Consider the following 19,387-nt stretch of genomic DNA (forward strand, 5'->3'; position numbering starts at 1 on the left):
CATGCTAAAAAAACTATCATATACAATACTGTTTGCATTGACACTGAGCTCTTGCAGTGATACTTTGGACGATATTAATAAAAATCCAAATGCAACTGAAACGCCGCTTGCTCCATATCTTTTGACAGGTACACTAAAACAAGGTGCCGATTTGTATTGGGGAGACGCAAACAACTTTAACTCTACTTTGCTGTTTGTGCAGCATTGGGCTAAAATTCAATATACAGAACCAGATCGTTACGATGTTTCGAATACTTCTTTCACAGCATTGTGGGATAAGGGATATTCGACTCTAATTACAGATTTGAATACGATTTTAAAATTTCCAGATGCTCAGGCAAATTCAAATTATAAAGGAATTGCATTAACATTACGTTCTTGGACCTTTTTATTGCTGACAGATGCTTACGGAAATATTCCGTACAAAGAAGCTGGTCAGAAAGTAACACCTGCATACAATACACAAAAAGAAGTATATACCGGTTTGCTTGAAGATTTAAAACAAGCGCAATCTTTGTTAAATCCAGCAAATGGTTCGGTTACTGGTGATTTGGCTTATAAAGGTGATATTTTGAAATGGAAAAAACTGGTAAACTCGCTTCGTTTGCGTATTGCTTTGAGAATTTCTGACAAAGAACCTGTTTTGGCTAAACAAGCAGCAATTGATGCGACAAGCGATGCAGGCGGATTAATTAGCAGCAATTCTGAAACATTTCAATTTGTTTATACAAGCTCACCGCAGCAAAATCCAGCTTCGGCTTGGTTTGAAACTAGAGATGATTTCCGTATTTCAAAAACTATGGTAGATCAATTATACGCATTATCAGATCCTCGTTTGCCTGTTTTTGCTCAATTGCCTTCTGATGCAAGCGTTGGAAAGTATGTTGGTGGCGCTAACGGATTGTCAAATAGTGATGCTAATAGTCAAGGTTTTGCTAAAACATCAAAACCAGGAACTTATTTCTTAACATCGGCTTCTCCTGCGGTAATTGCTTCTTACTCAGAAACATTATTTAATCTTGCAGAAGCTGCAGCCCGCGGGTATATTTCTGGAGATGCAGAACAGTATTATAAAAATGCTATTACAGCATCTTTGAATCAGTTTGGAATTACAAATGCGACAACTATTTCAACTTATCTTGATCAGGCAAGTGTGAAATACGATGCATTAAATTATGCAAAATCGATTGGTACGCAAAAATGGATTGCTTTCTTCGGACAAGGTCTTGATGCCTTTACAGAGTGGAGAAGACTAGACTACCCTGTATTAACAGCTGGTCCTGCAACTGTTTTGGACGGAAAATTACCTTCGCGTCTTTTTTATCCCGGAACAGAACAATCTCTTAACGGAGCAAGTTACCAAGCAGCTGTTGCAGATCAAGGAAAAGATTTATTGACAACCAAATTATGGTTTGATGCCAAATAAATTTGCAAATAATATTCCGTAGGAATATCTGGTTGATAGAAAAAAAAAGAATTGTTATGCATTATGTCCCGTAGGGACACCTGCTTTGAGGAAACAACATATTTAACGTTTAATCAAACGTTCCTACGGAATGAAAAATTCTACCAACGAAACATTCTTTCGGAATGAGTTTTTAGAGCAAAAGAGCCCTGTATTATTTTTGATACAGGGCTTTTTGTATTATTCCATTCGCTGTTTTTGTCTTTCGTGGTTTGATTCTTCTTCAGAACTTCCGCGTTTCCAATATGAAACTGCATTTCATCTCGATGTATTTCAATATGATTCCGGTTCATTATTTAGATTGAATTGTATTCAAAGGTAAAACGAATTAGAAAAAGTTGTTCGTTATTTTACAATTTTTGCCTTATCTGAATAATTTCCTTTGTAAAAAAATATATAAACCATGAAAACAAAAATTATTTTAAGCACACTCTTGATGCTTACTTTTTGGTGTAATGCCCAAACGACAGATTCAGCTTTAAAAGAAGTACAAAAAATTATTGAAGCGAGTAACAAAACGTTCTCCGATTTTACCAATAAGAATGACGGTTCTATTGTTGCTAGATATACAGGTGACGCTTGTTTGTTTCCGCCAAATGGAGAACCAAAATGTGGAGCAAAGCAAATTGACTCCTTTTTTAGAGGCGGACCTCAAGTGCATGTTATATTCACAATTCAGCATCTTTATGGAGATCCAAAAACAGCTGTTACAGAAGAAAGTTTTTATGAAATGACCGATATGAATGGCAAAAAACTAGACGACGGAAAAGTAATTGTAATCTGGAAGAAAACCAAAGAAGGCTGGAAAATGCATCGTGATATGTTTAGCAGCAATCATCCTGCAAAACAAGGTTAAAAACCAATGTTGACAGCCTGTTGTAAATCAGTATCGTTTTTAAGCAGCGAGTTTCTGGATACAGATGGCGTAATGCCAGTAAACTTCTTAAATTCTTTTATAAAATGAGCTTGGTCATAATAGCCATTATCGTAAGCTATAGTAGTTAATGATTCTGTCGTATTGAGCACCAAATTCAAGCTTTTATTAAATCGGATTACTGATGTAAAAGCAGCTGGACTAATACCAATATTAGCAAGATAAAGTTTTTGGATATACCTTTCTGATAATCCTGAATTTCGGGCAAGGAAAGGTAAATCCAATTGCTGGTGATTTCGAAATAACTCTTGACTCAAATGCTGTATTATGGAAACCTTTTTTAATCGGGTTTCATTTTTCTTTAATTTTTGAAGAAAATATGTTTCTAAAACATTGATTTTAGACAAAAGATCATCAGTTTCCATAATCTTATCATACAAATCTCTATTCTCTCCCAAAGCCACATCATACATATCGGTGGCATAATTCGTAAATTCTGATAGCGGATCAGAAAAAAATAATGCACTGGCATGCGGATATATTCTTGCAATGAGTACCGAAGTGCCTTTTGCTACAGAAAGACGAGTTGGAAGCGTTAGATGCCCCAATAATTCTATGGCAGGAGTATTTTTCTGTTTGCCGTTGATAATGGTTGCGGCAAATCCTCCAGAAATATTTATAATCAAATCGACATAACCGCTTGGATAAAATACTTCATTGTCAAGATCTTTTTCAATTGTAACAACAGTATAGTTCTTTATAAACGGCGCTAAACTGGCGGACGGTAAAATCTGCATATCGTTTTTTGTTGTAATTTAGGAAGTAAATTAACTGATTCTTAGCAAGTTCTAAATTAGCAATAAAATCTAATATAAATGAGTTAAAGCTGTAGAGATGTTGTTATAAATTTCTATAATTTAGAAATAAGTATCAGAGGGAATTCAAGCAATTAAAAAAGCGAATCAATATGCAGACAATATTAGGAGCCAATGGACAGATTGGAGAAGAATTGGCAAGAGAACTGAAAAGAAATTATACTTCAGATATACGAATTGTAAGCCGTAAAGCGAAAAAAGTAAATGATACAGATATGGTTTTTTCGGCAGATTTGACTATTAAAGAAAAAGCAATAGAAGCTGTAAAAGGAAGTGAAATAGCTTATTTTACTTTAGGACTTCCGATGGATACTGATTTATGGGAAAAGCAATTTCTATTGATAATGAGAAATGTTATTGAAGCCTGTAAAATCAATAAAGCCAAATTGGTGTTTTTTGATAATACTTATATGTATCCGCAAGATAGTAGGGTGCTTACAGAAGAAACTGCTTTTGAGCCCATTGGAAGAAAAGGTGAAATTAGAAAAGAAATGGCTGAAATGGTTTTAAACGAAATAAAATCGGGTAAATTAGAAGCAGTAATCTGTCGTGCTCCCGAATTTTATGGTCCAGCAAAAACACAAAGCATTACAAATACTTTAATTTTTAATGCGATTAAGGAAAATAAAAAGCTAAAAGTGCCTTTAAGCGATACAAAAAAAAGAAGTTTAATTTGGACACCAGACGCAAGTCGTGCCACAGCTTTAATAGGGAATACTCCAGATGCTTTTAATGAGACTTGGCATTTGCCTGTAGACGAAAGCCATCTTAACTATAAAGAATTCATTGTGTTGGCTTCTAAAATTTATGGCAAAGAATTAAAGTATAAAGTTATTCCGAAGTTTGTATTTTCAATAGGGGCGTTTTTTAGTAAAAGAGCAAAAGAATTGCAGGAATTGCTTCCAAGATACGAACACGCCAATGTTTTTGATGATTCAAAATTTAGAAAACGTTTTCCAGATTTCGTTGTAACAAGCTATAGAAAAGGAATTGAAGAAATAAAAGAAGAGCAATTGTCTAAATAAAATTACATTTGTTTGACGTATGAAGAAATTATGAAAGAACAGCTTACCGAAATCATAAAACAGGTTTATAACAAAAAGAATAGAAATCTTTTCACATTTTTGACTGGCGCGGGAATTTCTGCTGAAAGCGGTATTCCGACTTATAGAGGTATAGATGGAATTTGGGTAAAAGGTACAAAGTTTCATAAACCAGAAGAATTTGGAACGTTTGCCTATTTTAAAGAAAATCCAGAAGAGGTTTGGCAATATTCATTGTTTAGAAAGAAAATGTTTGAAAGTGCTCAGACAAATAACAGCCATCACGAAATAGCCGCAATTGAAAAACTTTTACAGGATAGGTTTCACTTGATTACTCAAAATATAGACAATCTTCATAGACATTCTGGTGTAGAAAGGATATTCGAAATACATGGCAATAACAGAGAAATTAAATGTTCGAATGGATGCAAAGAAATACACCATTTGCCAATAGAAATTGAGGGCAAAGACATAGATGAAGATTTAAACCAAAAAGATATTGAATTACTGAAATGCAAAGAATGTGGGAGTTGGATGAGACCCAATATTTTATGGTTTGATGAATATTATGATGAAAAGACAAATAAGAAATTTAGTTCCTTAAAGGTAGCAAAAAACTCAGGAATTCTTTTTATTGTTGGTACATCTGGAGCAACTAATTTGCCAATGGCGATTGCAGAAACAACTTTAAAGTATGGAGGAACAATAGTTGATATTAATACAGAAGATAATTTGTTTACAAAATTGCTTAAAGACAAGAAAAATAAAATTACTATTCGTGCAACCTCAACAGAAGCTTTAAAAACAATACATGAGATATTGCATAATGTTGTTCAAGAGTAAAAGAAATAAAAACCTCGAATTAAAAGAAATTTACAACGTTTATTATGAAGGTGTTGTTTCTACTTAGCAAAAAAACACTTCTTTTATAGAATTTATTTTGATTAAGAAAGAGCTGTCAATTATTGGACAGCTCTTTCTTTTTATTATAGAATTTTAATTGTTTCGAATCTTTTCCCGAAATTCTAAAGGAGCCATTTGTGTTCGTTTTTTAAAAAACGTACTGAATGACTGCGGATGTTCGAAACCAAGATTGTAGGCAATTTCACTGACAGATAATTCACTGACAGACAGTTTCTCTTTAGCTTTATTAACGAGCTTTTCATAAATATGCTCTTTTGTATTTCTTCCTGTATGTATTTTCAAGAAATCGCTGAGATAGTTTGGGGAAAGACTGAGTGCTTCGGCGATTAGACCAACGCTTAAAAGACCTTTTTCTGTTGAGTCATCATTGTAATATTCATTAATAAACCTTTCGAATTTTGTAAGCAGAGCATGACTGCTGTTTTTTCGGGTTATAAACTGTCTTTCGTAAAAACGGCTCGAATAGTTTAAAAGTAAATCAATTTGTGACAGAATAATATCTTGTGTATGGTGATCAATATGCTGGCATTCTTTGTCAATTCTATCTAAAATTTCAATCAGATAATTTTCTTCTTGTTCAGATAAATGCAGTGCTTCATTGACGGCATACGAGAAAAATCCAAAATCAAATATTTTCTGTGCTAAAGGATGTTTTAAAATAAAATCTTCATGAAATATAAGAAGAGAGCCTTCGCCACATTCCATTGTATGAAAATCCAAATACTGGACTTGGTTGGGTGCCGTAAAACTTAATACGCCTTTATCATAGTCATAATGTCCCTGACTGTATCTGATTTTTCCTTTTGCATTTTTTTTTAAAGCAACACAATAGAATTTATTCGTAAATCCTTTCCAGATTTCATCATCAAGAAAAACACTTTGAGATAAATTGATAACACTAACCATTGGGTGTTTAGGTTCTGGAAGAGAAAGTAAACGGTGAAAAGCAGATACAGATACTATAGTATTCATAACAACGGATTTTTTAGTTTAGTCAAGAAGTCCCATACTGAACTCATCATACGGAGCCCCAGTATCTGTTCCCAAAGGTACAATACTTTCTAATTTTAAAAGATCGTTTTGGCTCAATTCTATAGCAGTAGAGCCAATATTTTGTTCAAGATACTTTCTGCGTTTAGTTCCAGGAATAGGTACAATTCCTTTACTGATAATCCATGCTAAAGCCAGTTGAGATGAATTGACATTTTTTTCTTCAGCCATTTTTTCAACCGCTTTTACCAATTCAATATTTTTATGGAAATAGTTTTCCTGAAAACGAGGAATAGCTCTGCGGAAATCATTTTCAGGAAGATCATCAATAGAACGAATCTGCCCAGATAAAAACCCGCGCCCCAAAGGCGAATAAGCGACAAAACCTATTTTTAATTCTTCTAATGTTTTTAAGATTCCTCTTTCTTCTACGGTTCTTTCAAATAAAGAATACTCACTTTGCACAGCCGTTATGGGATGAACTTGATGTGCTTTTTTAATGGTTTCAGAAGATACTTCAGATAGTCCAATATATTTTACCTTACCTTCTTTAACAAGATCACTCATCGCGTCGACAGTTTCTTCTATAGGAGTGTTTTTGTCTAAACGATGCATGTAATACAAATCGATATAATCTGTATTTAGATTTTTAAGTGAACGTTCTACTGCCTTTTTGATATACTTTTTGCTTCCGTTTATGGCCCAAGTTACTTTTCCGCTATCATCTATTTCCCAGCCAAATTTTGTAGCTATTATATATTTATCACGTTCTTTTCCGATCGCTTTAGCTATAAGCTGTTCGTTTTTTAAAGGACCATACAAATCTGCTGTATCCAAAAAATTACCACCCAATTCAAGTGAACGATGAATCGTTTGAATCGCTTCTTTTTCGTCTGCAAGACCGTACATATTTCCTTCTTCAAAACCTGTCATTCCCATACACCCCAAACCAATTGGCGGAATAACTAATCCTTGATTTCCTAATTTAATCTGTTTCATCTTTTATAATTTTAGTTGCATACAAATTTCGAGAAAGACTGAAGACATATAGGTTTGCTAATTACGGAAGATTGTATTTAAATTACATATGATTAGATTGGTTTCAATTGATTACTACTGTTTCATTTGAACAACTTGGTTTCATGTTATAAAATGGAACATCAAACAAATAAATATACCGTAGAGTTAGAAGGCAAAAAATTAATTTTAGTATCAATACTCATACTAAAAATTAGAAATTATGAAGAAAAATGCTCTAGCAGTACTTTTAACAGGCTTAACTTTATTGGTATTTTCTGATATAGAAGCTCAAACTAAAAAGAAACCCAATATCATAATGGTAATCTCAGACGACACGGGTTGGGGAGATTTAGGAGTTTATGGAGGAGGAGTTGGTCGCGGTATGCCAACACCAAATCTAGATAGAATGGCAAAAGAAGGCATGCAATTTTGGTCGTTTTACGGACAGCCAAGCTGTACTCCCGGAAGAGCTGCCATGCTTACAGGACGTATCCCAAATCGTAGCGGTATGACTACTGTTGCTTTTCAGGGGCAAGGAGGCGGATTACCGAAAGAAGAATGGACATTGGCTTCTGTGCTAAAAAAAGCCAATTATAAAACCTATTTTTCTGGAAAATGGCATCTAGGAGAAGCAGATTATTCTATGCCCATAGCACACGGTTTTGATAAAATGCAGAATGTGGTGCTGTATCATTTGAATGCTTATACTTATGCTTTTCAGTCTTGGAATCCAGAGATGTCTCCAGAAATGCTAGATCTTTTCAAAAAAGTAACGACCGGAATACTTGAAGGTGAAGCAGGTGGCAAAGCCCGTGAAGTTAGTAAAGTTACAGAAGAGAATATTGCCGAGCTAGATATGATGATGGTAGAGAACAATCTGAAACAGCTTGATGAATATGGAAAAAGCAAAGATCCGTTCTTTATGTGCATTAATTTTGCTAAAAATCATCAGCCAAACCTTCCTTCAAAACAATTTGTTGGAAAATCACCAGGAAAAAGTAAATACTCTGATGCTGTAGTAGAGATGGATTATAATGTAGGCCGTATTATGGATAAGATTCGTTCTTTAGGCATTGCCGAGAATACTATTGTTATTTATACAGTAGATAATGGTGCTTGGCAAGATGTACATCCTGATTCTGGATATACTCCGTTTAGAGGTACCAAAGGAACTGATAGAGAAGGCGGTAGCCGTGTGCCTGCAATTGCTTGGTGGCCAGGACAAATTGAAGCAGGAAGTCAAAGCCACGATATTGTAGGAGGGCTAGACCTTATGGCAACATTTGCCAGCCTTGCAGGAGTTGAACTTCCTAAAAAAGATAGAGCAGGTGCTGATATGGTATTTGACAGTTACGATATGTCTAATGTATTGTTTAAAAAAGGAACGCCGCTTCGCGACAGATGGTTCTATTTTACAGAAGCAGAACTTTCTCCAGGTGCGGTTCGTATTGGTAAATTTAAAGCGGTATTTAATACTCGAGGAGATAATGGCGCTATTGCAGGTAGTGATGCACCAGGACAACAGTTAGGATGGAGAGGCGACGAAACTTACGTAGCTACCGTACCAGCCATTTACAATTTGTGGCAGGATCCGCAGGAACGCTATGATTTGTTTATGAACAGCTGGACAGAAAAAACTTGGACGGCCATAATTTTTAATCAGGCTATTGCCGATTTGATGAAAACGTATGCTCAAATACCGCCAAGAGCTCCGCAGAGCGAAACATTTACTGGCGAGATGCAGATAGAACGCTATAGAACTATTGAACAGGTGAAAAAAATGATGAATGAAAAGAAAGTTAGTCTTCCTCCTTTGAGTGTTGATTCTAAACAATAAAAAGAAAGTCGGACAACTGTCCGACTTTCTTTTTTAGAGCACGAAAAGTTCTTAAAACATTAAATTAATTTACGAGGCAATTATGCAGTAAAATCTAGTATTACTCAATTGTGATGCGTATATTTGAGAGAATAAAAAAATAAAGCCATTATGAAGAAAATAGGATTTTTATCATTTGGGCATTGGGCTAATCATCCATCATATAAAACTCGTACAGCGGCAGATACATTATTGCAGTCTATTGATTTGGCTGTAGCTGCTGAAGAAATTGGCATTGATGGTGCTTACTTTCGCGTGCATCATTTTGCGCAGCAGTTAGCATCGCCTTTTCCTTTGCTTTCAGCTATTGGTGCTAAGACTAGTAAAATTGAGATCGGAACGGGCGTAATTGATATGCGCTATGAGAATCCATTATATATGGTTGAAGATGCTGGATCTGCCGACTTGATATCAGAAGGACGCTTACAATTGGGAATAAGCAGAGGATCTCCAGAACAAGTTATTGACGGTTGGAGTTATTTTGGCTACGAACCTGATAAGGGTGAAACCGATGCCGATATGGGACGTAAAAAAGCGCTAGAATTTTTGGATAAGCTTAAAGGGGGATTTGCAGAACCAAATCCGTATCCAATGTTTCCAAATCCGCCTGGATTGTTACGTATTGAACCTCATTCTGAAGGTTTAAGAGAAAGAATCTGGTGGGGAGCAGCATCTAATGCAACGGCGGTTTGGGCTGCCGAAAACGGAATGCATCTTCAGAGTTCGACGCTTAAATACGATGAAAACGGAAAACCTTTTCACGTTCAGCAAGCCGAGCAGATAAGAATATACAAAGAAGCTTGGAAAAAAGCAGGACATCAGCGTGAAGCTAGAGTTTCTGTAAGCCGTTCGATTTTTGCATTGGTCAATGAGCAAGATAGATATTACTTTGGCGGACAAGCTAAAGGCAATGACAGCTTTGGTTATATCGAGCAAGATAAAAGAGCAATTTTTGGTAAAAGCTATGCTGCAGAACCTGATAAACTAATTGAAGAATTGGCTCAAGACGAAGCGATTCAAGAAGCCGATACTTTGTTGTTAACTATTCCGAATACCATTGGAGTCGATTACAATATTCATATTTTATCGTCTATTTTAGAACACGTTGCACCTGCATTAGGTTGGCGATAGTTTTGATAAAAAAGAATAAAAAAGCCCTCTGTTTATGGAGGGCTTTTTTAGTAAAAATTAATCTCTATTAGCGTCATTTGCTTGCCTAATTGTTTTTGAATCTGTTAGATTAAAACGATAGACAAAACTCAGACGATATCTTGCTGCATTAGGAATGCTATTATCTTTAATAACATAATCGGTTCCAGTTGTAACGCTTTTGTATTGGCGAAGATTAAAAGCATTCGTAACATCAAAAACAATAGTCGCTTTATCTTTAAGCAGAAGTTTACTTAATCCGAAATCAATTGATTGTAAGGCCTGATTGATAGTTTGTGCATTGCGTTTTTCTCCACGAAAGTTATAACGCCCTTGAAAACTAAATTTAGCTGGAAGTTTGATCTGAGTACTTAATCTTGCAGTAAAGTTCTGACTGCTGTAATCAAGATTTTGTTCCATATAGTTTCCTTTTTGTTTGAAGTGATAATAATTCATTTCGGCATTAAGCTGAAACCATTTTAAAGGATTGTATAAGGCAGATAATTCAATTCCGCTTCTTATTTCGTAATCAATATTTATGGGTGTTGTAAGGAAAATATCATCTTGACGATACGTATAATCTTGAATAAAACCTTTTTCGTATTGATAGTAAACAGAAGGATTCAGAGTAAATGTTTTCCAATTTTTTAAAAACGTCATTTCAAACGCATCAGTATAGGAAGGATTCAAATCAGGATTTCCAATGTATTGCGCATTCAAATCGGTAACTTCATTAAAAGGGTACAAAGCGTATAATGTCGGACGTTTAATGCGTTTGCTGTAATTGAGCTGTAAAGCCGAACCATCAAACTTATAGCTCAGATTGATAGTAGGAAAGAGCTTGTTGTAGTCTTTTTTATCGCTATAAGCATTTTCTACATCTTTTATAGAAATATCTGTAAACTCAGCTCTCAAGCCCAGCATATAGCTAAACTTATTGATTTTGCTGCTAAATTGTGTATAGGCACCAGTTATGGTTTCATCATAATTTAAATCATTATCAATATTCTGATAGATTACCCAATTATTATCCTGTTGTTCTTCTGCCAAATAATTACTCAAAACCGTTCTAATTTCAGTTTTTATTCCAAATTCTAAAGTAGAAAGGCTGTCAATTGGCTGAATAAAATCTGTCTTCGCCAGAAAATCTTTGCTGTTTCCTACCGAGCTGGTTCTAATGCCAGGATAAATCATTGCATCAGGAATTAAACGTTGTGTAGAAAGATTCCATTTTTTGTCGCTATTCCACCAATCGTATTGCACATCAATCGTCCATTTTTTTGTTTTTTGTTTAAATGTTCGGGTATAATTAAACTCAAGCTGACTATAATCGCGTTTTTCCAAAGACTTTCCGTGTCTGGTCAAAAGACTGTCAGGCGTTGTATTTTCAAGATCACTATCGTATAGATATCGTAAATCGGTTTTATCATTATCATGCGTGGCATTCTTTAAGAAAGCAGCTGTTATGGTCTGATGTTCATTAATAAAATAATCGGCGCCCATATAAAGCAATTTGCCATCATCGTGACGATCTTCATTTTGTACGCGATACATATAATTTGGCGAAGTAGTACTATTGGTTACTTGATTGGTCGTATACAAACCTACGTAATCGCTAGAACGAATACTGAAATTAGAAAAAATATTGATTTTGTTCGATTTATAATTGATGCTAGGATTAAGCCGACTGTCATTTGGAGATCCAGCAACTAATCGAACCTGACCGCTAAAACCGCTCTTCTTGTTCTTTTTCAAAATAATATTAATAATTCCCGCAGAACCCGCAGCATCATATCTTGAAGAAGGATTAGTAATAACTTCAATTCTTTCAATTTGATCGGCTGCAATTTGGTCAAGGGCATTACTTTGAGTAAGTCCAGATTGTCTTCCGTTAATTAATACCAAGACATTGTTGTTGCCTCTCAAACTTATTGTTCCCGTTTGATCAACCGCGACTGACGGAACTCCATTTAAAACATCATGAGCAGAACCATTTTGCGAAAGCACATCTTTACCAACTTCAAAAACTTTTTTGTCTAATTTTAAACTGATATTCGATTTCTGGCCATTAATTTCTACTGCTTTTAATTGTACGGCATCAGTAATTAAATCAATTGTTCCCAATTCAATTTTTTGTTTTTCAGAAACGACTATAGATTGTGTATGATCTTGATAACCTGTATAACTAAACGTAATAGTTGTTTTATCACTTAAAGCTGTTTCAAGACTAAATAAGCCTTGATCGTCAGTTATAGTTGTAGCTAATGTTTTTGAGGCATCATCTTGTACTGTTACTGTTACGTAAGGCAATGCTTCTTTTGTCGCATTGTCTTGAACTTTACCAGAAATAACGGTTTGTTGTCCTATTCCTAAAAGAGGAATAAATAGAATTAAGGTATTGATTATTAAGGTTTTCATTTGGATTGATTTTGTTGTACAAGATTAATTCATAAAATGAATTGGTATTTCTGAAAACATTCAAACGGCTCTACGAACTTTTCAAATGCATTTGGCAATTGGATATTTGTTTTATCTTTATCTTATGTATAAATCTTACTTTTTCAACGTTTTACTGCTGTTGCTATTTACCTCGTGTAATTATTACAAAGAGTACGTTACAACCGACGTAACCTATGAGGTTGATTACGATCATCAGCAAATGGAGTGGGGAAAACCAGATAGTTCGAGTTTTAAATTTCAAACAGATGTTGAAATCCAAAAACGTAACAATACTTCTGAATCTCTCGGACTTCAGATAAATGCTTTTGGTGCTTTTGATGTGTATTGGGATGGCGTTTTGGTGGGAAGAAACGGTCAAATGGCAAAATCAGGTCGTGCTGAGGTTCCTGGGACAGAAACGTCGTATTATCAAATTCCGAAAAAATTATCTAATCTTGGAAAACATACCGTTATTTTAATCGGTTCACAAGTTTATAACAGAGAAGCAGAACGCGGTATAGATGTGAAACTTAAAAACTATCTCCAGCTTCATCGTTCACCGCTTGTTGTAGTATCTTTTATGAATCTTATGGCGGGCGCTTTTCTTATTGCAGGTATTTATTATTTCTTTTTGTATATAAACAGCACACGAAAAGAATTAGCAGTTTTGCTTTTCGGAATTATTTGTCTGCTTTTCTTCTGTCTATTAATTATAGAATATGTAAAATATTATTTAGAGATTCCTTACGATCAATTTTATACTCGTTTAAAGATTATAGGTTGGCTTACTTTTGCTATTTCAATGCTGGTGCCGTGGTACTTTATGCTTCAATTTGAATTTAAAAGAAAGAAACTATTTTTGATTCTTTTATTTATTTCTCTTTTAGCAGTTTATATTAGCTATTATGGGCATTATGATATTTCTGCAGCTTATTTTACCATTACAGCTCGATTTTTTTCAATTATAATCGCAATTGATGCTGCAATTAGAAAAACGAAAGGCGGACTTATTGTAGCGGCTGGTTTATTGGCGGGCGTTGTTGTCAATTATTTTATGTTTTATGATTTTGGGTTGTTTATTGCTTTTACCATTTTAGTGCTCTGTATGCTTTATTTGCATACGATACGAGCAAAAGCGATGGAAGAAGCACATAATGCATCATTGCTGCTTTCTTCTAGATTGCAATTAGAATTGATTAAGAAAAATATTCAGCCGCATTTTCTTCGTAATACTTTAACTTCATTGATTGATTGGATAGAAGAATCGCCAAAAGAAGGAGTTGTTTTTATTCGTGCTCTTGCAGAAGAATTTGATATAATGAATGATATTGCTGAAGATACACTTATTCCGATCAGACAAGAAATCGATTTGTGCCGAAGACATTTGGAAGTAATGTCTTTTCGGAAAGAAATTTGTTATGAATGGCAAGAAGAAGAAATTGATGAAAAGGAAACCATTCCGCCAGCTATTTTTCATACCATAATAGAAAACGGAATAACGCATAGTCTTCCTCCAGAACAAGGCTGTATCGTTTTCTGTTTAAAATTTACTAGAGAAAAGCAATTTAAAGAATACACTTTGCTGACTTTTGCCAAAAATCGAAAAGCTAAAAAAGAGAAGCGAATAGGAACTGGATTTAAATACATTGAAGCTAGATTAACAGAAAGTTATGGTACCAAATGGTCTTTTGATTCTCATTCTGTAGAAAAAGGTTGGGAGACTATCATTAAAATTTTTGATTAAAATGAAAATACTCATAATTGAAGATGAAGCTCGTATTGCCAAGAGAGTAGAAAGAATGGCACGTGATTTCTTTGACAAAGACGCGCAGATTCTGCTTTCTGATTCTCTCGAAAACGGACTTTTGATTATTGAAAATAATGAAATTGATTTGCTGCTTTTAGATTTGAATCTGAATGGAGAAGATGGCTTTGAAATCCTGCAGACTTTTGTTGCTGGTCCGTTTCAGACCATTATTGTATCAGCTTACACCGATAAAGCCATTACAGCTTTTAATTATGGTGTTTTAGATTTTGTACCAAAGCCATTCGATCAAAACAGATTATCGCAAGCCTTTACGCGCTTTACCGCTCAAGGAAAACAATCTGGCGCCGATGTTCGTTTTTTGGCAGTAAGAAAAGCAAAGACCTTTAAACTCGTTCCTGTTAATGAAATTTTATACATAAAAGGCGCAGGAATTTATACCGAGTTGCATTTGGCAAATAATAAAATAGAATTACACGATAAATCGCTTGAAGCTTTAGAAAAACTGCTTCCCGACACCTTCGAAAGAATACACAAATCGTATATTCTTTCTTGGGAACAAGCAGATAAAATTGCGGTAGAAGCAGGAGGAAAGTACAGTATGCAACTCAAAAACGGCGACTTGTTGCCAATCGGTCGTTCTAAGTATAAAGAGATTAAAAATAAGCTGATTTAGTTTTAGAATGCTTTTTGATTTGAAGCATTTCTTCTTTTCGATTACTACTTGTCAAAAAAGCAGTCTAATGCAAAAAACGCATTAACTAATAGAAAAATAGCATTTTTACGCATCAGGTTTTGTATAGTTTTACCTTTAGAAAGCACAACTACAATTTACCATAAAATGATAACAACCAAAAACCTTCTAATAAAACCTTACAGTCCCGAACATTCTGAATGTTTTTTTAAAAGCATAACCGATAATCGCGAATACTTGTACGATTACTTTACTAATATGTTAAAGGTTAACGACAGTTTGGAAGCTGCAAAAAAATATATGGAGCAGAAAACCATAGATTGGCAAGAAAATAAAGGTTTTGCTTGCGCTATATTTTTAAAAGAAAATAATGAATTTATAGGTCATATATCGGTTAGAGAAATTGACTGGAAAGTACCAAAAGGCGAACTTGCTTATTTTATTTTCGAAAAATATAGTGGCAATAATTACGGTGCTGAAGCATTAAAAGCATTTAAAAATTGGTGTTTTGCAAAGAAAAAGTTTAATAGATTATTTATGAAAATTGCTGTAGATAATACAGCAAGCATTAAAGTTGCGGAGCGTTCTGGATTTGTATATGAAGGGCTTTTAAAGAAAGATTATAGAAAAAGAGAAGAAGACTTAACAGATATGAAAATATACGGATATACTGAAGATCTAGAATTCGTTAGAACGACTTCTCAAAACACCGATTTTGCAAATTTAATTGTAAAACTAGATGAGAACTTAGCAAGCAGAAATGGAGACATGCAGGAATACTTCAATCAGTTTAATAAGGTAGATGCTATTAAGCATGTTATTATTGCTTATATCAACGGCGTTGCAGTTGGTTGTGGAGCTATAAAACAATTTGATAATGAATCTGTTGAGGTAAAACGTATGTTTGTTTCTGAAGAATATAGAGGAAGAGGAATAGCATATAATATTTTAAACCAACTTGAAAGTTGGGCAAAAGAATTGGGTTATACTTTTTCTGTTTTGGAAACAAGTAATGTGCAAGTAGAAGCGGTGGCATTATATACTAGAACTTATACAGTTATTGAAAATTATGGACAATATGCTGGAATAGAAACCAGTATTTGTTTTAAGAAAGAATTGTAGAAGGTTTTTAACTAAAACAACTTCGATGCTTTATTAATTAAAAAACATCGAAGTTGTAGGGTTTGTTTTTTCGGTTCAAATTTTCTTTAAAGTGTATTATATATTATAAAGCGTCCCAAGAAGCACTTGGATAGTAAATAGAGCTTGTTACAGGAGCTTTCCAGTATTCTTGACTTCCGCCACGGAAAGTATGTAAGCTTACTGCATTGACATTTCGTTTAGAATCGTTTGTTACCCAACGAATTTTTTCGTTTAATATCTCTGTGCCATTTACGTAATATTTAACATATCCGTCAGTATTTGATCCTGTATTTAATTTCACAGATATCTGACAATTATAAGTAACACCTTCCTGTATATAGTATTTCTTTCCAAAATCATTGCCATATTGTCCAGGCTGATCTCTATAATACACATAAGGCTGAAGATAAGCGCCACTTCCTTTAGCAGAATTAGATCCGTTTGGACAATACCACATAAATCTTGCGCTACCGCCATTTCCGTCCCAACCTGGATCACCGCCTGTATTTTGGTCGCCAATTAAGATACCATATCCGCATTTGCCACCTCGGCTCCAGAAAAATCCGTTGTTAAATTTCATTTGAAACCAAACCGTATAAACTCCAGTAGACCAAACCCCATACGATGTGCACAATCCACCAGGGCAAGATAAGGTATTGGTTTGCAAAGTTATGGTTCTTGCAGTAGCCGTTCCTTTTGCAGTTGCGCTACCTTGAAGTTCAGAACTTACAGAAAGAGTGTCTTTATTGGCCAATACGGGTGCATCTTTCTTAGCAGTTTTAGCCACATCTAAATCTTGTTCCTTTTCGCAAGAATAAAATAGCAATGCTGCAGTGGCTAGCATACAAGTTAATTTTATGATTTTCTTCATTTTTTAAATTTTAAGGTTAGTAAACAATTAATAGTTAGTAAAATAGATAGTAGTATTTGAAACCGAAAGTGTAAAGTTGATTATTAATAGTTTAGGCAAGGGGTAATAAAGTACGTTTTTACGTACACATAAATCCAGTGTACGTATTTAGTATACAAATAGTATGTTTTTTGGAAGTCAAAAACCTGCAAAATATTGATTGTAAATTATAACGTGTTGTAATTTATTGATTTTTAATGTTTTAATAAAACATTGGATTTGGATAAATTCTGGCAAAAAAGAAATAAAAAGATTTTTACTACATTTGAAGTACAAACAAAAACATTTGCCCCATTAATCATTATTAGCCACTATGAAATTGTATGCACTTTTTTTAACAGTAAGTCTGCTTCCATTTACTGCATTTTGTCAGAAGACAATAACTCCCGGAGGCAAGGATATCAATACCAAATACATTAAACAGGAAAAGTCTCTTTACACAGTATATTATGTTAAAGATACAAGCTGGACAAAGATGGGATCATTAGCATATGATATTACTTTAGCCAACAATCAGCTAACGTTGTCCAATGTCTATACTCCAAAGGACAATGGAAAAACGACCACACATATTTCTGTAGCAGATGCTCAAACGTTAAAACCCATTAGCTATACTAGCGATAGAAAGGAAACCAAATTAAACTTAGATTTTACTGACCCCATTACAGGAAATTATTATTCTAAGAAAACCAAAAAGGATAAAAAATTAAAACTGAATACCACAGAACCATTCATAGATTTCAATTGGACTGACCACATGATTGGTACATTGCCATTAGATGTAGGTTATAAAGCCCGTTTTTTTCAGTTTTATTATAATGATGAATCAAAAGTGCTTACAGAGCCTTATAGTGTCAAGGAGGTAAAAAGTTTTAGCTATTACTCTCCAAGAACAGGTAAGCATGATACATGGCTTGTTACTGTTTCAGAAGAAAGTACAGGTGCTGTGTATAATTATATAATTGATAAAAAGGACCACCGCCTTTGGCAACGCGAAATGTCAATGGGTAAAGGCATGTGGGAAATTACAGTTAACGAAGAGTTAGATTATCAGCCCATTAAAAGTAAATTTAACAAAGAGCAAGTTGTTCAGCAGATTTCAAAAGGCAATAGTGTTATTATTGGAACAGCTTATGCAAGAGCAAACTCTGGTAAAAAATTAGGAGGTTTAGTAAATACAGCTAAAAAGCAATATGCTCCAAAAGGAACTGAGATTACACTTTTTCCAAGTTCTGATTATTATGAAGAATGGGTAGAAGTCAACAAAAAAATACGAAAACAGAAAAAAATGCCAGAAGTTCCTCTACATTCTGATTTTGGTTATTCGGTAAAAAAAGCCAAAGTATATGATGACGAAGGACATTTTGAGTTTTTAGATCTTATGCCAGGCACTTATGTCGTTATGGCTAGTTTTGATTTTTATAACTCTTACAACTATTCTTATGTCTCAGGATATACCAATTATTATAACTACTGGGGCTACGCAGGTTCTACAACTAATTATGGAACAGCAAGATCGTCATACATAGACAAAGCTAATATTGAGAAACGTGTAACCATAAGTAAAGATGGAGAGAAAATAGAAACCAATTTAAAAGAAATGTAAGCCGAATGTTATATAAACTAATTTAAAATGATAAAAAGAGCAGGGATAGCATTTTTAGCTTTTCTTATTGTTTGTAATGTGATTATATCTACTGTAATAACAATAGGAAGCCTCATTACAGATAGTTATTTGAACGAATATGAAAATCTAAAAAGCTTTAGGAATAAAAATAAATACACTGTAAATGATGTTTTATTAATCAAACAAATTTCTGAAGATACTGGAACAGGCGAGGGAACGGGATTATCCTATCTGGTTAAAGGAATAACTTTAGGTAATCAATCAGAAATACAATTAAGAGTAACGAAGCTCGAATATCTAAAGGAAAATTTTGATAAGCAACCGCTTTACAAAAGCAAATTGACAGGAAATTTTTTCTTGAGAGATGCTCCATTAGAATACTATAATTTTCAAACTAGATCTTGGTATCTTGCTATTTATTTTAAAGTTTCTTTTTATGTTATTTTCGGATTAGTATTGTATAAAGGAATAAGTTACGCTCGTGAAAGATGGTTTTACGCCAAAATAACAAGATGAAGAAAAAGCTCATTTATTTGCTAAATGAGCTTTTTTTATTTGTCTTATCTTGAAATACAATCAGAGGTAGATGATTT

16 protein-coding genes are annotated in these 19,387 nt (G+C 34.2%); 11 read left to right on the forward strand and 5 right to left on the reverse strand.

What is annotated here, in order from left to right:
• The first annotated feature begins 1 nt into the window (after nucleotide 1).
• Nucleotides 2-1,426: a SusD/RagB family nutrient-binding outer membrane lipoprotein gene (locus AC1Q5Z_RS04905; RefSeq protein WP_492443959.1), complete on the forward strand. Its 1,425-nt coding sequence runs from the start codon at nucleotides 2-4 to the stop codon at nucleotides 1,424-1,426.
• Between the two features lie 442 nt (nucleotides 1,427-1,868).
• A complete protein-coding gene (locus tag AC1Q5Z_RS04910) occupies nucleotides 1,869-2,321 on the forward strand; it encodes a YybH family protein (protein WP_492443960.1) in 453 nt (150 codons plus the stop codon).
• On the opposite strand, the gene AC1Q5Z_RS04915 is transcribed toward AC1Q5Z_RS04910, so the two are convergent.
• Nucleotides 2,318-3,136 (reverse strand): helix-turn-helix domain-containing protein, encoded by an 819-nt coding sequence (locus AC1Q5Z_RS04915; protein ID WP_492443961.1) that lies wholly within the window; start codon nucleotides 3,134-3,136, stop codon nucleotides 2,318-2,320. The genes AC1Q5Z_RS04910 and AC1Q5Z_RS04915 overlap by 4 nt on opposite strands.
• Before the next feature lie 170 nt (nucleotides 3,137-3,306).
• On the opposite strand from AC1Q5Z_RS04915, the gene AC1Q5Z_RS04920 reads away from it, so the two are divergent.
• Together AC1Q5Z_RS04920 and AC1Q5Z_RS04925 are read left to right on the forward strand one after the other, a co-directional pair.
• Nucleotides 3,307-4,239: an NAD-dependent epimerase/dehydratase family protein gene (locus AC1Q5Z_RS04920; protein ID WP_492443962.1), complete on the forward strand. Its 933-nt coding sequence runs from the start codon at nucleotides 3,307-3,309 to the stop codon at nucleotides 4,237-4,239.
• Nucleotides 4,240-4,251: 12 nt separating this feature from the next.
• A complete protein-coding gene (locus AC1Q5Z_RS04925; RefSeq protein WP_492443963.1) occupies nucleotides 4,252-5,100 on the forward strand; it encodes an SIR2 family NAD-dependent protein deacylase in 849 nt (282 codons plus the stop codon).
• A gap of 153 nt (nucleotides 5,101-5,253) precedes the next feature.
• On the opposite strand, the gene AC1Q5Z_RS04930 is transcribed toward AC1Q5Z_RS04925, so the two are convergent.
• Complete coding sequence (locus AC1Q5Z_RS04930; protein ID WP_492443964.1) at nucleotides 5,254-6,153, reverse strand: helix-turn-helix domain-containing protein; 900 nt, start codon at nucleotides 6,151-6,153, stop codon at nucleotides 5,254-5,256.
• Nucleotides 6,154-6,171: 18 nt separating this feature from the next.
• Nucleotides 6,172-7,170 (reverse strand): aldo/keto reductase, encoded by a 999-nt coding sequence (locus AC1Q5Z_RS04935; protein WP_343587792.1) that lies wholly within the window; start codon nucleotides 7,168-7,170, stop codon nucleotides 6,172-6,174.
• Between the two features lie 241 nt (nucleotides 7,171-7,411).
• On the opposite strand from AC1Q5Z_RS04935, the gene AC1Q5Z_RS04940 reads away from it, so the two are divergent.
• Entirely contained in the window at nucleotides 7,412-9,028 is a 1,617-nt protein-coding gene (locus AC1Q5Z_RS04940) for an arylsulfatase (protein ID WP_492443965.1), read from the forward strand.
• A 150-nt stretch (nucleotides 9,029-9,178) separates the two neighbouring features.
• Nucleotides 9,179-10,198, forward strand: coding sequence for an LLM class flavin-dependent oxidoreductase (locus AC1Q5Z_RS04945; protein ID WP_492443966.1), 1,020 nt, complete (start codon nucleotides 9,179-9,181; stop codon nucleotides 10,196-10,198).
• 57 nt (nucleotides 10,199-10,255) lie between these two features.
• Here the strand turns inward: AC1Q5Z_RS04945 and AC1Q5Z_RS04950 are convergent, their stop codons facing one another.
• Nucleotides 10,256-12,634, reverse strand: coding sequence for a TonB-dependent receptor (locus AC1Q5Z_RS04950; RefSeq protein ID WP_492443967.1), 2,379 nt, complete (start codon nucleotides 12,632-12,634; stop codon nucleotides 10,256-10,258).
• Nucleotides 12,635-12,758: 124 nt separating this feature from the next.
• Between AC1Q5Z_RS04950 and AC1Q5Z_RS04955 the strand changes: the two genes are divergently transcribed.
• The 3 genes from AC1Q5Z_RS04955 to AC1Q5Z_RS04965 all read left to right on the forward strand — a co-directional run bounded on the left by AC1Q5Z_RS04955 (nucleotide 12,759) and on the right by AC1Q5Z_RS04965 (nucleotide 16,236).
• Nucleotides 12,759-14,399 (forward strand): histidine kinase, encoded by a 1,641-nt coding sequence (locus tag AC1Q5Z_RS04955; RefSeq protein ID WP_492443968.1) that lies wholly within the window; start codon nucleotides 12,759-12,761, stop codon nucleotides 14,397-14,399.
• Between the two features lies 1 nt (nucleotide 14,400).
• On the forward strand, nucleotides 14,401-15,096 hold the full coding sequence (locus tag AC1Q5Z_RS04960) for a LytR/AlgR family response regulator transcription factor (RefSeq protein ID WP_343587784.1): 696 nt from the start codon (nucleotides 14,401-14,403) through the stop codon (nucleotides 15,094-15,096).
• 165 nt (nucleotides 15,097-15,261) lie between these two features.
• The gene (locus tag AC1Q5Z_RS04965) at nucleotides 15,262-16,236 is read left to right on the forward strand and encodes a GNAT family N-acetyltransferase (RefSeq protein WP_343587781.1); all 975 of its coding nucleotides are present in this window, start codon (nucleotides 15,262-15,264) and stop codon (nucleotides 16,234-16,236) included.
• A 103-nt stretch (nucleotides 16,237-16,339) separates the two neighbouring features.
• On the opposite strand, the gene AC1Q5Z_RS04970 is transcribed toward AC1Q5Z_RS04965, so the two are convergent.
• Complete coding sequence (locus tag AC1Q5Z_RS04970) at nucleotides 16,340-17,128, reverse strand: polysaccharide lyase (protein WP_278021819.1); 789 nt, start codon at nucleotides 17,126-17,128, stop codon at nucleotides 16,340-16,342.
• A 352-nt stretch (nucleotides 17,129-17,480) separates the two neighbouring features.
• Between AC1Q5Z_RS04970 and AC1Q5Z_RS04975 the strand changes: the two genes are divergently transcribed.
• Nucleotides 17,481-18,773, forward strand: a complete 1,293-nt coding sequence (locus AC1Q5Z_RS04975) for a DUF3108 domain-containing protein (RefSeq protein WP_492443969.1) — start codon at nucleotides 17,481-17,483, stop codon at nucleotides 18,771-18,773.
• A 27-nt stretch (nucleotides 18,774-18,800) separates the two neighbouring features.
• Complete coding sequence (locus AC1Q5Z_RS04980; RefSeq protein WP_343587774.1) at nucleotides 18,801-19,310, forward strand: hypothetical protein; 510 nt, start codon at nucleotides 18,801-18,803, stop codon at nucleotides 19,308-19,310.
• Nucleotides 19,311-19,387: the final 77 nt, after the last annotated feature.

The sequence above is a fragment of the Flavobacterium sp. GW823-FHT06G12 genome (genome assembly GCF_058794775.1).